Source organism: Geodermatophilus sp. SYSU D00779, from assembly GCF_054050595.1.
Genome location: NZ_JBJGZQ010000031.1, coordinates 21,677 through 35,098 on the forward strand (window position 1 = coordinate 21,677; position 13,422 = coordinate 35,098).

Annotated in this window: 14 protein-coding genes; 8 read left to right on the plus strand and 6 right to left on the minus strand. The window is 74.5% G+C overall.

The annotated features are described in order from the left end of the window. Nucleotides 1-552 precede the first annotated feature (552 nt). The 8 genes from rpmH (at nt 553) to ACI79G_RS21140 (ending at nt 6,114) form a co-directional block, all read left to right on the plus strand. Complete coding sequence (gene rpmH, locus ACI79G_RS21105; protein WP_089305879.1) at nt 553-690, plus strand: 50S ribosomal protein L34; 138 nt, start codon at nt 553-555, stop codon at nt 688-690. 1 nt (nt 691) lies between these two features. Then, complete coding sequence (gene rnpA / locus ACI79G_RS21110) at nt 692-1,069, plus strand: ribonuclease P protein component (RefSeq protein WP_456883017.1); 378 nt, start codon at nt 692-694, stop codon at nt 1,067-1,069. Then, nucleotides 1,066-1,401: a membrane protein insertion efficiency factor YidD gene (yidD, locus tag ACI79G_RS21115; protein ID WP_456883018.1), complete on the plus strand. Its 336-nt coding sequence runs from the start codon at nt 1,066-1,068 to the stop codon at nt 1,399-1,401. Before rnpA ends, yidD begins: the two co-directional genes overlap by 4 nt. Further along, the gene (yidC, locus tag ACI79G_RS21120) at nt 1,394-2,524 is read left to right on the plus strand and encodes a membrane protein insertase YidC (RefSeq protein ID WP_456883019.1); all 1,131 of its coding nucleotides are present in this window, start codon (nt 1,394-1,396) and stop codon (nt 2,522-2,524) included. The genes yidD and yidC overlap by 8 nt, the downstream gene beginning before the upstream one ends. Nucleotides 2,525-2,614: 90 nt before the next feature. Then, nucleotides 2,615-3,259 carry a Jag family protein gene (locus tag ACI79G_RS21125; RefSeq protein ID WP_456883020.1) on the plus strand — a complete coding sequence of 215 codons (645 nt, stop codon included), beginning with the start codon at nt 2,615-2,617 and terminating at the stop codon, nt 3,257-3,259. Further along, a complete protein-coding gene (gene rsmG / locus ACI79G_RS21130) occupies nt 3,256-3,927 on the plus strand; it encodes a 16S rRNA (guanine(527)-N(7))-methyltransferase RsmG (protein WP_456883021.1) in 672 nt (223 codons plus the stop codon). The genes ACI79G_RS21125 and rsmG overlap by 4 nt, the downstream gene beginning before the upstream one ends. Before the next feature lie 76 nt (nt 3,928-4,003). Continuing rightward, nucleotides 4,004-5,062, plus strand: a complete 1,059-nt coding sequence (locus ACI79G_RS21135; RefSeq protein WP_456883022.1) for a ParA family protein — start codon at nt 4,004-4,006, stop codon at nt 5,060-5,062. Continuing rightward, complete coding sequence (locus ACI79G_RS21140; RefSeq protein ID WP_456883023.1) at nt 5,059-6,114, plus strand: ParB/RepB/Spo0J family partition protein; 1,056 nt, start codon at nt 5,059-5,061, stop codon at nt 6,112-6,114. Before ACI79G_RS21135 ends, ACI79G_RS21140 begins: the two co-directional genes overlap by 4 nt. A 126-nt stretch (nt 6,115-6,240) precedes the next feature. Here the strand turns inward: ACI79G_RS21140 and ACI79G_RS21145 are convergent, their stop codons facing one another. The 6 genes from ACI79G_RS21145 to ACI79G_RS21170 form a co-directional block, all read right to left on the minus strand. After that, a complete protein-coding gene (locus tag ACI79G_RS21145) occupies nt 6,241-7,236 on the minus strand; it encodes a D-alanine--D-alanine ligase family protein (protein WP_456883024.1) in 996 nt (331 codons plus the stop codon). Further along, a complete protein-coding gene (locus ACI79G_RS21150; protein ID WP_456883025.1) occupies nt 7,233-8,510 on the minus strand; it encodes an aminotransferase-like domain-containing protein in 1,278 nt (425 codons plus the stop codon). Before ACI79G_RS21150 ends, ACI79G_RS21145 begins: the two co-directional genes overlap by 4 nt. Nucleotides 8,511-8,798: 288 nt before the next feature. Then, the gene (locus ACI79G_RS21155; protein WP_245700489.1) at nt 8,799-9,950 is read right to left on the minus strand and encodes an N-acetylmuramoyl-L-alanine amidase; all 1,152 of its coding nucleotides are present in this window, start codon (nt 9,948-9,950) and stop codon (nt 8,799-8,801) included. A gap of 202 nt (nt 9,951-10,152) precedes the next feature. Continuing rightward, nucleotides 10,153-10,479, minus strand: a complete 327-nt coding sequence (gene trxA, locus ACI79G_RS21160) for a thioredoxin (protein ID WP_448621954.1) — start codon at nt 10,477-10,479, stop codon at nt 10,153-10,155. 230 nt (nt 10,480-10,709) lie between these two features. Next, the gene (gene trxB / locus ACI79G_RS21165; protein WP_456883026.1) at nt 10,710-11,687 is read right to left on the minus strand and encodes a thioredoxin-disulfide reductase; all 978 of its coding nucleotides are present in this window, start codon (nt 11,685-11,687) and stop codon (nt 10,710-10,712) included. Between the two features lie 106 nt (nt 11,688-11,793). Next, the gene (locus ACI79G_RS21170) at nt 11,794-13,401 is read right to left on the minus strand and encodes a hypothetical protein (RefSeq protein WP_456883027.1); all 1,608 of its coding nucleotides are present in this window, start codon (nt 13,399-13,401) and stop codon (nt 11,794-11,796) included. Between the last annotated feature and the right edge of the window lie 21 nt (nt 13,402-13,422).

Here is a 13,422-nt window from a genome sequence, read left to right on the forward strand (position 1 = left end):
CCGCGGCGGCCGCCCGTCGCCGGGTCCGTCGTCCCCCGGTCGGTCCCCCACTGTGGACATCCGGACACACGGAGTCCACACCGGTGTCCACAGGCTGTGCACGATCGGCGACACATGCGCACCGGCTCCCGCGTGTTCCGCCGGGCTGGGGGTGTCGCCGCTGGTCAGAGGGGAGTCGTCGCGGTTGTCCGGAGTGCGTGGTGGTCGGTCGACACCAGCGGGGCAGCCCCTGTGCCGGACGTCGGTGTCCGGTGTGGAGCGACGGCGACGCTAACAGCCTCGTCCACAGCCCGGCAACGAGGTCGGGGACAGCTCTCGGCGCGCCGCGGGGCGTGTCGCGGACCGTCCGTGGCGCGGCACCACGCGTCGTCCCTCCCGATGGGAGACCCTGGGGAGTCGGTGTCCGGCCGGGCCGCCGGTCTCCGCGCTCCCTCGGCTATGCTGGTGGGAGATCCGTGGACGGGGAACCGGCTCCCGCCGTGTGCCCGTCCCTGTCGCGCGCCCGCCTCCCGGTGGACGTGCCCCGTCGATGTCGTGTAGTGGGAGTACCTCGTGAGCAAGCGCACGTTCCAGCCGAACAACCGCCGCCGGTCCAAGACCCACGGCTTCCGGCTGCGGATGCGCACCCGCGCGGGCCGGGCGATCATCGCCGGCCGTCGGCGCAAGGGTCGCGAGAAGCTCTCCGCCTGAGGTGCTGCCCGCGCAGGCACGCCTGCGCCGGCGTCCGGAGTTCACCGCGGTCGTCCGGTCCGGCAGGCGTGCCGGACGGCCGACCATGGTGCTCCACTACCTCCCCGAACGGCCCGTGACCCCGACTCCCGGCGGCGCCGGGACGGTCGGCGGTCCACGGGCCGGCTTCGTGGTGGGCAAGGCCGTGGGCAACTCCGTCGTCCGTCACCGGGTGACCCGGCGGCTGCGGGCGGTGGTGCACGACCAGCTCGACCGCCTGCCCCCCACCGCAGACCTGGTGGTCCGCGCGCGGCCAGAGGCGGCCACCGCCAGCTCGGCGGACCTGCGCCGCGACCTGACCGCCGGGCTCGACCGCGTCCTCCGGGTCCGCACCCCGTGACCGCCGACCCGCCGGCCGCCCGCGACGGACGACGTCCGGTCGCCCGGGCGCTGCTGGCCGTCGTCGGCTTCTACCAGCGGGCGATCAGCCCGGCGTTCCCCCCGCGGTGCCGCTTCCAGCCCACCTGCAGCGCCTACGCCGCCGAGGCGATCGCCGTCCACGGCGCCGGCCGCGGGAGCTGGCTGGCCCTGCGACGGCTGCTCAAGTGCGCCCCCTGGCACCCTGGTGGCCTCGACCTGGTGCCGCCGGCCCGCTCGACCGCGCCCGCACCCGACCGACCCGTCCCGTCGGCACCCCGCCGGGCCCCGCAGGAGGAGTCCCCCGTTGCTTGACTGGCTGTACACCGCCATCTCGTGGGTCCTGGCCCGGTGGCACTCGCTGTGGAGCCTCGTCTTCGACGACCCCGAGGCAGGGACGGGCCTGTCGGGCCTGGCCTGGGCGCTGTCGATCGTCTTCCTCGTGGTCACCGTCCGGGTGATCCTCTTCCCGCTGTTCGTCAAGCAGGTGAAGTCGCAGCGGGCGATGCAGGAGCTCCAGCCGGAGATCACGCGGTTGCGCAAGCAGTACGGCAGCGACCGGCAGGGCTTCGCGGTGGCGATGCAGAAGCTGCAGAAGGAGCGGAACGTCAGCCCGCTGGCCGGCTGCCTGCCGATCCTGCCGCAGATCCCGATCTTCCTGTCGCTGTTCCACGTGCTGCGGCGGCTCGCCCCCGACGCGCAGGGCCTCTACAGCTGGGACGCCCAGCTCACCGACGAGGCCGCCCGAGCGCCGTTCTTCGGGGCGCCGATCTCCTCTTCGTTCTTCATGAGCGGGGCCAAGGAGGAGGCGATCCTCGGGATCACCGGCGGCTACGGCCAGATCCGGGTCGTCGCGTTCCTGCTCATCCTGATCATGAGCTTCACGACGTTCTTCACGCAGAAGCAGATCATGCGCCGCTCCGGGCCGGTCGAGGGCCAGGCCGCGATGGTGCAGAAGATGCTGCTCTACGTCATGCCGATCGGCCTGTTCGTCTCCGGCTTCCTCTTCCCGATCGGGGTCCTCCTCTACTGGTTCACCAACAACCTGTGGACGCTGGGCCAGCAGTACTTCATCCTGCGCAAGATGCCGCCGCCCGGCTCCGACGCCGCCAAGGCCAAGGCCGCCGCGGAGAAGCCCGCCGTCGACCCCAAGGCGCTGGCCCCCCGGCCCGGCGCCAAGCCGGTCCGTCCCAAGAGCGGCCGCACCGCCGCCCCGGCCTCGACGGTCGACACGGCCAACCCGACCGGCGACACCACGGCCGGCGACACCACGGCGCACGACACCACGGCCGACGACGCCCCCACCACGACGGGAGCCACCGCCGCGAGCTCCGGCGGCTCGTCGGCCGCCGCCCGCTCCTCGGGGGGCCGCCCACGCACCGGCGGTGCGCGCGGCAGCCAGGGACCGGCCAACCGCGGCAAGCGCAAGCGCCGCTGAGCCGGCGCGTGCGGCGCCCCTGCGGGCGCCCGCGCCGGTGAACGACCACCGGGGCCGACCCCGGACGCCCGCACGACTGGAGGACACGCCATGAGCGCCCCACAGCACCCCACCGAGCCGGCCGCCCCCACCAGCGAGGCCACCTCCGGCGCGGTCCTGAGCCCGCCCGCCGACGCCGCCGTCCCGGCGCAGCCGGACCTGCCCGACCCGGACGAGGACGGCGCCGACGCCGCCATCGAGCCGGCGGACCCGGTCGGGGACGACGGGGGCACCGACGACCTGCTGGTCCGCGAGGGCGACGTCGCCGGCGACTACCTCGAGCGGCTGCTCGACATCCTCGACGTGGACGGCGACATCGACCTCGACGTCGAGGGCGACCGGGCCTCGGTGGCGATCGTCGGCGGCGACCTCAAGGACCTCGTCGGTCCCGACGGCGCCGTCCTGGAGGCGCTGCAGGAGCTCACCCGGCTCGCCGTGGCCCAGTCCACCGGCGTCCGCAGCCGCCTCATGCTCGACATCAGCGGGTTCCGCGCCCGGCGCCGGGCCGACCTCACCTCGCTGGCGGCCGAGACCGCGCGCCGCGTCGCGAGCAGCGGGCAGCCGGAGCGGCTGTCGGCGATGAACCCGTTCGAGCGCAAGGTCGTGCACGACGTCATCGCCGGGGTCGCCGGCGTGCACAGCGAGTCGGAGGGTGAGGAGCCCAACCGTCGCGTCGTGGTGCTGCCGGATCGGTGACCGAGCCCGCCTCGTCCGACACGGGCGCCCCAGCCGTCCCACCGGCCCCGGAGGTCGCCCGCTCGGTGTTCGGTCCGGCGCTGGCCGACGCCGAGCGCTACGTCGCCCGGTTGGCCACCGACGGCGTCACCCGCGGGCTGATCGGCCCGCGGGAGGTGCCCCGGCTGTGGGAGCGGCACGTCCTCAACAGCGCCGCGGTCGCCGACGCCGTCCCGGCCGACGCCCGGGTGGTCGACGTCGGCAGCGGTGCCGGTCTGCCCGGGATCCCCCTGGCGCTGGCCCGGCCGGACCTGCGGCTGACCCTCCTCGAGCCGATGGCCCGCCGGGTGGAGTTCCTCGAGGAGGTCGTCGCCGACCTGGGCGCCCCGTGGCGCGTCGTGCGCGGCCGGGCGGAGGAGCGCTCGGTGCGCGCCGCGGTCGGGTCGGTGGACGTCGTCACGGCGCGGGCCGTGGCGGCCCTCCCCCGGCTCGTGGCGTGGTGCCGCGGGCTGCTGCGCCCGGGCGCCCAGCTGGTCGCCCTCGTCGGGTCCCGCGCGCTGGAGGAGCTGCCGTCGCTGCTACCCGAACTGGAGGCGGCCGGGATGCGGGAGATCCACGCACGGGCTGTCGGTGCGGGGCTAGGGGAGGCTGCCACTACCGTGGTGGTGATGACGCGAGGGACGCGGTGACGCGCGTTCCACGTGGAACCCCGTACGACTTCCCGCGTCTGTTCCACGTGAAACGGACCGGCAGGAAGGACCTCAGATGACCGACCCGGGCCAGCGGCTGCGGAGCAGTCTCACGGCCGAGCAGTCGGCCTCCGCCGTCGAGTTCGACAGCCCCATCGCGATGGAGGCGCTGCGGGCGACCCAGGTCCTGCACGCGGCCGACCAGGAGCCGTTCCCCGCGCCGGGTCGCATCCGGGTCATCACCATCGCCAACCAGAAGGGCGGCGTCGGCAAGACCACCTCGTCGGTGAACCTCGGGGTCGCCCTGGCGCTGTACGGCCTGCGGACGCTGGTCATCGACCTCGACCCGCAGGGCAACACCAGCACGGCCCTCGGTGTGGACCACAGCGTGGGGACGCCGTCGGTCTACGACGCCCTGGTCGGCGACAGCTCGCTCGCCGAGGTGGTGCACCCGACGACGGCCACGCCGCTGCTCTCCTGCGTGCCGGCGACCATCGACCTGGCCGGTGCCGAGATCGAGCTGGTCTCCGTCGTCGCCCGCGAGTACCGGCTGCGCCGGGCGATCGAGACCTACCTGCAGGAGCTCCCGCCGGAGCAGCGCCCGCACTACGTGCTCATCGACTGCCCGCCGTCCCTGGGGCTGCTCACGCTGAACGCGCTCGTGGCCGGCGACGAGGTGCTGATCCCCATCCAGTGCGAGTACTACGCGCTCGAGGGCCTGGGGCAGCTGCTCAACAACATCGACCTGGTCCGCCGGCACCTCAACCCGGGGATCGCCGTCCGGACCATCCTGCTCACGATGTACGACGGGCGGACGAAGCTCGCCGACCAGGTCGCCGAGGAGGTGCGCAACCACTTCGGCAGCCTGGTGCTGGACACCGTCATCCCGCGGAACGTGCGAGTCTCGGAAGCTCCGGGCTACGGCCAGTCGGTGGTCACCTACGACCCCGGGTCCCGCGGCTCGACCAGCTACGTCGAGGCCGCGCGCGAGCTCGCCCGCCGCGGCGTCTCCCTGTCGCCGCTGCCCTCGCGCCCGACCCCTGGCACACCCGTCGCCGCGCCCGTGGGCACGGCGTTCCCCGACACCGACGCGGCGACCGTCCCCGTCCCCCCGTCTCCTGAGGAGCGAGCATGAGCAAGCGTGGCGGTCTGGGCCGTGGGCTGGCGGCCCTGATCCCCACCAGTGCCCCGGAGGACGAGCAGAGCCCGCTGCCCGTCGCGGACGACGGTCCTGGTCAGGCCGCTGACCCCGAGGCCGCACCGGCCCCGCCGCCCGCTCCCCCGGTCCACCTGCTCCCCCCGGCGGCCCAGGCCGCGGCCACGGTCGCCGCGCAGGCCGCGTCGTCGGCAGGAGTGGCCGCGGTCGGCGTGCCCGGCGCGCAGCTGCGCGAGGTCGCCGTGGTCGACGTCGTCCCCAACCCCAAGCAGCCCCGTCAGGTCTTCGACGACGAGGCGCTGGAGGAGCTCACGTACTCCGTCCGCGAGTTCGGCCTGCTGCAGCCGATCGTCGTGCGCGAGCGCCCCGAAGGCGGCTACGAGCTCATCATGGGCGAGCGCCGGCTGCGTGCCGCCCGCGCTGCCGACCTGAAGTTCGTGCCGGCGATCATCCGGGACACCACGGACGACGCGCTGCTGCGCGACGCCCTGCTGGAGAACATCCACCGGGTCCAGCTCAACCCGCTGGAGGAGGCCGCGGCCTACCAGCAGCTGCTCGAGGAGTTCGGCGCCACCCACGAGGAGCTCGCCAGCCGGATCGGCCGCAGCCGCTCCCAGGTCACCAACACCATCCGGCTGCTGAAGCTGCCGGTGAAGGTGCAGACCCGCGTCGCTGCCGGGGTCATCTCCGCCGGCCACGCCCGGGCGCTGCTCGGGCTGCCCGACGCTGCGAAGCAGGAGGCGCTGGCCGCGCGCATCGTCGCCGAGGGGATGTCGGTGCGGGCCACGGAGGAGGCGGTCGCGCTGGCGGTTGCCGAGGAGCCCACGGCCAAGCGGCGGCCGCGGAAGTTCAACGCGCCGGGCGTGGAGGACCTCGCGGGCCGGCTCTCGGACGCCTTCGAGACCAAGGTGAAGATCCAGATCGGCCGGGCCAAGGGCCGCATCGTCGTCGAGTTCGGTTCCGTCGACGACCTGCAGCGCATCATCGGCCAGATGGCCCCGGACGTCGCCGGACGCCGTCCCGAGGAGTGATCACGGACAGAGGCCCGGTTCCGTCACGGACGGAACCGGGCCTCTGTGGTGAGCGACTGGTGTGGCCCTCCTGCAGGGTCCCGCCGCGAGCCTGCGAGTGGCGGGACCCTGCAGGAGGGTCCTTTCTCAGCGGGTGGTGGCGGCCCGCCGGGTCAGCAGCCGGGCGAGGACGTCGCCGAGCGAGGAGCCGGCCGCCTCGACCGCCATCGGGAACATCGAGGTCTCGGTCAGCCCCGGCGAGACGTTCACCTCGAGGAAGTGCACCTCGCCGTCCGGCGTGACGATCGCGTCGGTGCGGGAGAGGTCGGCCAGGCCGAGCACCTCGTGCACCCGGACCGCGAGCTCCGCCGCCCGGGCCGCCACCTCGGCCGACACCCGCGCCGGCGCGTGGTACTCGGTGAGGCCGGGCGTGTAGCGCGCGGTGTAGTCGAAGACCCCCGACTCGGGGGCGATCTCCACCGCCGGGAGCGCCTGCGGACCGTCGCCGAGGTCGACCACCGACAGCGCCACCTCCACCCCGTCGACGTAGCGCTCCACCATCACGGTGTCGCCGTACGCGAAGCAGCTGACCATGGCGGCGGGCAGGTCCTCGACCCGGCTGACCTTCTGCACGCCCAGCGCGGAGCCGCCCGAGGCGGGCTTGACCATGAGCGGCAGGCCGAGGCGGGCGACGATGAGGTCCAGCACCGCACCGGCGCCCAGCTCCCGGAAGGTGCTGTGCGGCAGGGCCACCCAGTCCGGGGTGGTCACCCCGGCGGAGCGGACGACGGACTTCGCGGCCGGCTTGTCCCAGGCCAGCCGGCAGGCGGCGGCGGGCGAGCCGACGTAGGGGACGCCGGCGAGGTCCAGCACCGCCCGCAGCGCGCCGTCCTCACCGGTGGCGCCGTGCAGCGCGATGAAGACGGCGTCCGCGGGCGCCGCGGCCAGGCCCGGGAGCAGCTCGGCGTCGGCGTCGCGCAGCTCGGCCTCCACGCCGGCGCGGGCGAGCTCCTCGGCCACCTGGGTGCCGGAGGAGAGGCTGACCTCCCGCTCGACGTTCAGCCCGCCGGCGAGGACGACGGCGCGCAGCGGGTGCGCCGCGACCTCCTGCCCGGCGGTCGGTGCGGACGCGGGGTCGGTCACGGGTGGTCCTCGTATCGGTCGCTGTTGGCCGGGCCGACGAACGGATCGACGCTGTGCGGCCCCGGGACGGCCCGGAAGGTGCCGGTGTCCACGCCGTCGAAGGTGGAGTGCAGGTCCAGCTCGGCCTCGACGACGCGGGCCAGCCGGCGGACCCCCTCGCGGATCTGGTCCGGCTCGGGGTAGCAGTAGGACAGCCGCATGAACTCGCGTCCCGACCCGTCGGCGTAGAAGCCGATGCCGGGCACGTAGGCCACGTGCGCGTTGACCGCGCGGGGTTGCATGAGCTTGGCGTCCAGGCCGTGCGGCAGCTTCAGCCACACGTAGAAGCCGCCGTCGGGCCGGGTCCAGGTGGTACCCGGCGGCATCAGCGCGTCGAGCGACTCGAGCGTGGCGTCGCGCCGCTCCCGGTACAGCTCGACGAAGTGCTTGATCTGCTCGCGCCACGGCTGGGTGTCCAGGTAGCGGGCGACGGCGTACTGGGTCAGCGAGGGCGGGCAGAGCACCTGCGCCTCGGTGGCCAGCACCAGCTTCTCCCGGACGGCGAGCGGGGCGAGCACCCAGCCAACCCGCAGGCCCGGGGAGAACGTCTTCGAGAACGAGCCGAGGTAGATGACCCGGCGGTCGTCCCGGGCCCGCAGCGCGCGCATCGGCTCGCGGTCGAAGCCGAGCAGGCCGTAGGGGTTGTCCTCGATCACCAGCAGGTCGTAGCGCTCGGCGATCTCCATGACCGCCTGCCGCCGCGGCTCGGACAGCGTGACGCCGGCCGGGTTGTGGTAGTTCGGCACGGTGTAGAGGAACTTCACCCGGTCGCCGGCCGCGCGGCACTCGAGCAGCGCCTGTTCCAGCGCCTCGGGGACCAGCCCGTCGTCGTCCATCGGGACGTGCCGGACGCGCGCCTCGGCCGCCTGGAAGACACCGAGCGCGCCGACGTAGGACGGGCCCTCGGCGAGGACGACGTCGCCGGGGTCGCAGAAGACGCGGGTCACCAGGTCCAGCCCCTGCTGGGAGCCCACGGTGACGACGACCTCGCTGGGCGAGGCGTCGGTGATGCCCTCGAGGGCCATGACGTCGCAGATCCGCTCGCGCAGCCGCGGGTCACCCTGACCGGAGCCGTACTGCAGCGTCTGCGCGCCCATCCCGGACACCAGCTCGCCGATCATCGAGCCGACCGCGTCCAGCGGCAGCGCGGTGACCGCGGGCATGCCACCGGCCAGCGAGACGACCTCGGGGCGGCTCACCACGGAGAAGAGGGCCCGGATCTCCGAGGTCTTCATCCCGTGCGTGCGTGCTGCGTACCGGTCTGCCAGCGGGTCCAGCCGCGGGTGGCGCGGAGCGGGGTGGTGCACACCGGGGCCCGGGGGCGTTCCGGGCTGGAGATCGGCCACATCCCGAGTGTAGGGACCGGAGCGGGCGGACCTGCCGGGGACACGGGTCGGGACGGACCCAACCGTCACGGTGACATCGTCGGCCTACCGGCCGACACCGCGACCAGGTGCCTCCCCTGTGGCGTCGAGCCCCGTCCGGCCCACTCCTCGCGCCGCCGCGCGGGGCGGCGCGCTCTGCTAGCGCTTCGCGGGCAGGATGAAGGTCCCGGTGGGCGGGTCGGCCTCGGCCGGCAGGAACAACCGCTGGACGGCGGCCAGGACGGCGCTGGCGACGGTGCTGCGCAGCCGGGCGTCGAGCAGCAGCAGCCGGTCGACCGGGTGGGACAGGTAGCCGACGTCGAGTCGGACGGCGGGCATGCGGCTCATCCGCAGCAGGTCCCAGGTCTTGGGGTGCGAGCCGAGGTCGAGCAGGCCGGTGCGGACGACGACCTCGCGGCGCACGAGGTTGGCGAACTGCTCGCCCACGGTCGAGGAGGCTCCCGAGCCGGTGCCGTAGTAGTAGCTGGACACCCCGCGGGCGTGCTCCGAGCTGTGCGCGTCGGTGTGCAGCGAGAGGAACAGGTCGGCGTGGGCGTCGTTGGCGAACGCCGTCCGCTCGGCCGGGGACGGGTCCTGGTCGCGGCCGCGGGTCAGGTAGACGGTGGCACCGGCGGCGGCGAGCCGGCCCTCGATGCGCGAGGCCAGGTCGAGCACCAGGTCGGCCTCGGTGGTCTCGCCGGCGGTGAAGCCGGTGTCGGTGCCGCCGTGGCCGGGGTCGACGACGATCCGCCGTCCGATGAGGTGCGGGCCGCTCTCCACGAAGCTGGCGCTCTGCCGCAGCAGCTGGGGGCGCCCGCCGGTGACCTTGCGGCCGAGCTGGCGCAGTGCCCGCAGGGTGGCCGGCCCGCAGGTGCCGTCGGAGGTCAGGCCGTAGTCGCGCTGGAAGGCCCGCAGCCCCCTCTCGGTCTCCGGGCCGAAGACGCCGTCCACCGGGCCGGCGTCGTAGCCGAGCTCGTGCAGCCGGTCCTGCAGGTTGGTGACGTCGTCCCCGCGCATGGGGCGGACCGGGTCGTGGTGCAGCAGCCGGTCGCCGAGGGACCAGCGCGCCTCGGACAGGGCACGGTAGGTCTCCTCGCCGACGCGGCCGTCGACGGAGAGCCCGCGCACCTGCTGGAAGTGGCGGACGGCGAGCTCGGTGGCCGCGTCGTAGACCGCCTGGTCCAGCGACGCCTCCTCCGCGGCTCCTCCCGCCGGCAGCAGGGTGAGGGCACGCAGGGCGGCGTGCACGTCGGCCACGGCGGGGCCACGGTCCCCCGGCCCCAGGGGCTGCATGCTGCTGTCGGATGCCATCGTGGGTCGATTGTGGTCCCCGGGCGCCCGAGCGGCCCGATGGGGCCCCCGCACGCGCGAGGGCCTCCTCCGCCGACCGGCGGAGGAGGCCCTCGAGACCTGCTGGAACGGCCACCCTCCAGGGGCCCGCGCCGAGCCTGCGGGAGAAAGGACCTCGTCCTCCTCCCCCCTCGCACGCTCGGGGCGAGCCTCGGGACGAGGCCTACAGGTAGTCGGCGAGGTCCGAGAGGATCGCGCCCTTCGGCTTGGCGCCGATGATGCTCTTCACCGGCTTGCCGCCCTGGAACACCGTCATGGTCGGGATCGACATGACCTGGTAGTCGCGGGCGATCTGCGGGTTCTCGTCGATGTTGAGCTTGGCGATCGTCAGCTTGTCGCCGTGCTCGGCGGCGATCTCCTCGAGGACGGGGGCGACCATCTTGCACGGCCCGCACCACTCGGCCCAGAAGTCGACGAGGACGGGCTTGTCGCTGCCCAGCACGTCGTCGGCGAAGGTCGCGTCGGTGACCGTCACGGTGTTGCCTGCCATGGTCTCTCCCTTGGTTCGACTGGCTCGAGTGCCGCCGGTGTCAACCGGCGAGCGGGTGGATGTATGCCCGGGTCAGGCGGACCGCCTGCAGGGTCCCGCCGCGAGCGTGGCGGGTTCCGGAGCGGCCGGCCTCCGGGGGCCCGCCGGCCCCACCCCGGGCCCGCCGCGAGCTCACGAGTGGTGGGGAGGACGGGGTCCTCCTCCGAGGTGTGGGGAGGGGTGGTCCGCTGTCAGCGCTCGCCGAAGGCGACGGCCAGCCAGCGCTCGGCGTCGATCGCCGCGGCGGCGCCGGTGCCGGCCGAGGTGATGGCCTGGCGGTAGATGTGGTCGACGACGTCACCGCAGGCGAAGACGCCCTCGATGTTGGTCCGCGTGGTGGGGTGCTCGACCTGCACGTAGCCCTCGTCGTCGAGCTTGAGCTGCCCGACGAACAGCTCGCTGCGCGGATCGTGCCCGATCGCCACGAAGACACCCGAGACCGGCAGCTCCTCGGTGGCGCCGGTGCTGACGTCGGTCAGCTTGACGCCGGAGACGGTCTGGTCACCGAGCACGTCGATGACCTGCTTGTTCAGCGCCCAGCGGATCTTCTCGTTGTCCTGCGCGCGCTGCTGCATGATCTTCGAGGCGCGCAGCTCGTCCCGCCGGTGGACGACGGTCACCGTCTTGGCGAAGCGGGTGAGGAAGGTGGCCTCCTCCATCGCCGAGTCGCCGCCACCGACCACGACGATGTCCTGGTCGCGGAAGAAGAAGCCGTCGCAGGTGGCACAGGCCGAGACGCCGCGGCCGAGCAGCCGCTGCTCGTTGTCCAGGCCGAGGTACCGGTACTTCGAGCCGGTGGCCACGATGACCGCGTGCGCGCGGTGCACCTCGTCGCCGACCTTGACGATCTTCGGCTCGGCGGTGAGGTCGACCTCGGTGACGTCGCGGGCGACCAGCTCGGCACCGAACCGCTCGGCCTGGGTGCGCATGTCGTCCATGAGCTGCGGGCCCTGGACGCCCTCGGCGAAGCCGGGGAAGTTCTCCACCTCGGTGGTGGTCATCAGCGCGCCGCCGAACTGCGAGCCCTCGAACACCAGCGGGTGCAGGTTCGCGCGGGCGGCGTAGATGGCGGCGGTGTACCCGGCCGGGCCCGACCCGATGATGATCAGGTCGCGGACGCCGTCGTGCTCGGCGGGCGGGATCGCGGGGTCCACGTGCTCTGCGGTCACCGCGGGGCCGGGGGTCGGGTGGTCTGTCGTCACGGGCGGCACAACGAGGATCGTAGGTGCCGCATTCCCGGTCAGGGCCCCCTCGGGAGGGTGTCGGCCGGGCGGTTCACCCGGCCGGCGTGAGGGTGACCTCGGCGACCTCGGCGGAGAAACCGCCGTCCGACGGCGCCAGTCCGGTCAGCCACAGCAGCACGTACCGGGTGGTCGCCGGCTCGTCGAAGGACAGGTCGGCCGAGTCGCCGAGCTCGCCGCTCGCGACCACCCGGTAGGAGTCGAGGTCGCCGTCGCGCTGGTCGCCGACCCGGACCTCCGCGGTGGCGCCGGCGGTGCCGGTGACGCCGAGGCCGGTCAGGGTCTGCTCGGAGCCGAGGTCGTAGAGGACGCCGATGCCGTCCTTGAGGTTGCCGAACGCCGCGGACCCCCGGTAGGTCACCGTCGACCAGGCGGTGGACGGGTCGCCGTCGAACGACAGCGGCACCTCGTCGGGGTTGTCCGGGTCCCCGTCGCCGAACGGGTCGTACACGCGGGCGTCGGTGATGGTGGCCGCGGGGCCGTCCCCGGGGTCGGCCGTCTCCTGCGCGGGCGGCGCGCTGGACGGCGGTGCGCTGGGGACGGGCGCCTGGTCACCGGTGAGGTCGTCGGGCGAGATCACGTTGCCGAGCCAGACCGCCAGCGCGATGACCACGGCCAGCGCCGCCACCGGCAGCCCGACGACGAGCAGGCGGCGCCGGCGCGCGTCCCCGCCCCCGTCGTCCCGCGGGCGCGCTCCGTCGTCGTCGTCCGACAGCGGCAGCAGGTCGTCCTCGTCGTCCTCGTCCCGGCGGCCGGGGACGGGCGGCAGGCCGCGGGCGTCCAACGGCGGGTACGCGCCGCCGGAGGCGTCGCGGGTCGGCACGGGGTCGACGGCCACGTCCCCGGCCGCACGTTCCTCCTCGCGGCGCTCCCGCAGCCGGCGCAGCCACCCGCTGTCCGACTCGTCCGGGGCGCGCTGCGGCTCGGCGGTGTGCCCGGTGCGGGGGCGCTCGGCCAGCAGGGCGGCCATGGCCGCGACGCTGGACAGGCCCGCGCCGGGCTCGGTGGAGCGGGCGCGGCGCACCAGGGCGGCGAGGTCCGGGGGCATCCCCGCCGTCCGCCCGGCCGCTGCGGTGCCCGGCCGTCGACCGGTGAGGCAGTACTCGAGCAGCTCCCCGAGGGCGGCGACGTCCCCCTGGACGGTGCCGCTGGCGGCCGGCACCGAGCGCAGCCCGACCAGGCCGTTGGGCCGCAGGACGACGGTCTCCGGGGTCAGCCCGCCGACGGCCAGCCCCACCCGGTGCGCCGCGGCGACGCCCTCGGCGAGCCGGCGCAGCACGGTGCGGGCCTCCCGCTCGGGCATCGGGCCCTCGGCCAGGCGCTCGGCGAGGGTGCGACCCTCGATCCACTCGTTGACGACGTAGGCCGCGCCCCCGGGCGCCGCGCCGTCCCCGCTGCCCTCGGCGGCGTCGTAGACCATGGCCAGCGCGGGCGTGGCCAGCCCGCCGGCGGTGAGCGCGCGGGTGATCCACTCGCGGGCGGCCGGCCCGCCGGGGGTGTGCACCCGGATGGCGACGTCGCGGTTGAGGATCCGGTCCTTGGCCCGCCAGCAGTGGATGACGCCGGTGGCGGTGGTCTCGGTGGGGCCGACCTCGTCGAGCGGGCGGTAGCGGTCGGGGAGGCCGGTGATCGTGGACGTCATCGGTGCGCCCGGCCCCCTGTC

Coding starts and splice junctions, on each gene's coding strand:
- ACI79G_RS21150 (WP_456883025.1), bottom strand. CDS start 8,510: ATGAAGACCTCGGAGATCCGGGCCCTCTTCTCCGTGGTGAGCCGCCCC.
- ACI79G_RS21140 (WP_456883023.1), top strand. CDS start 5,059: ATGAGCAAGCGTGGCGGTCTGGGCCGTGGGCTGGCGGCCCTGATCCCC.
- trxA (WP_448621954.1), bottom strand. CDS start 10,479: ATGGCAGGCAACACCGTGACGGTCACCGACGCGACCTTCGCCGACGAC.
- ACI79G_RS21170 (WP_456883027.1), bottom strand. CDS start 13,401: ATGACGTCCACGATCACCGGCCTCCCCGACCGCTACCGCCCGCTCGAC.
- ACI79G_RS21135 (WP_456883022.1), top strand. CDS start 4,004: ATGACCGACCCGGGCCAGCGGCTGCGGAGCAGTCTCACGGCCGAGCAG.
- ACI79G_RS21155 (WP_245700489.1), bottom strand. CDS start 9,950: ATGGCATCCGACAGCAGCATGCAGCCCCTGGGGCCGGGGGACCGTGGC.
- ACI79G_RS21125 (WP_456883020.1), top strand. CDS start 2,615: ATGAGCGCCCCACAGCACCCCACCGAGCCGGCCGCCCCCACCAGCGAG.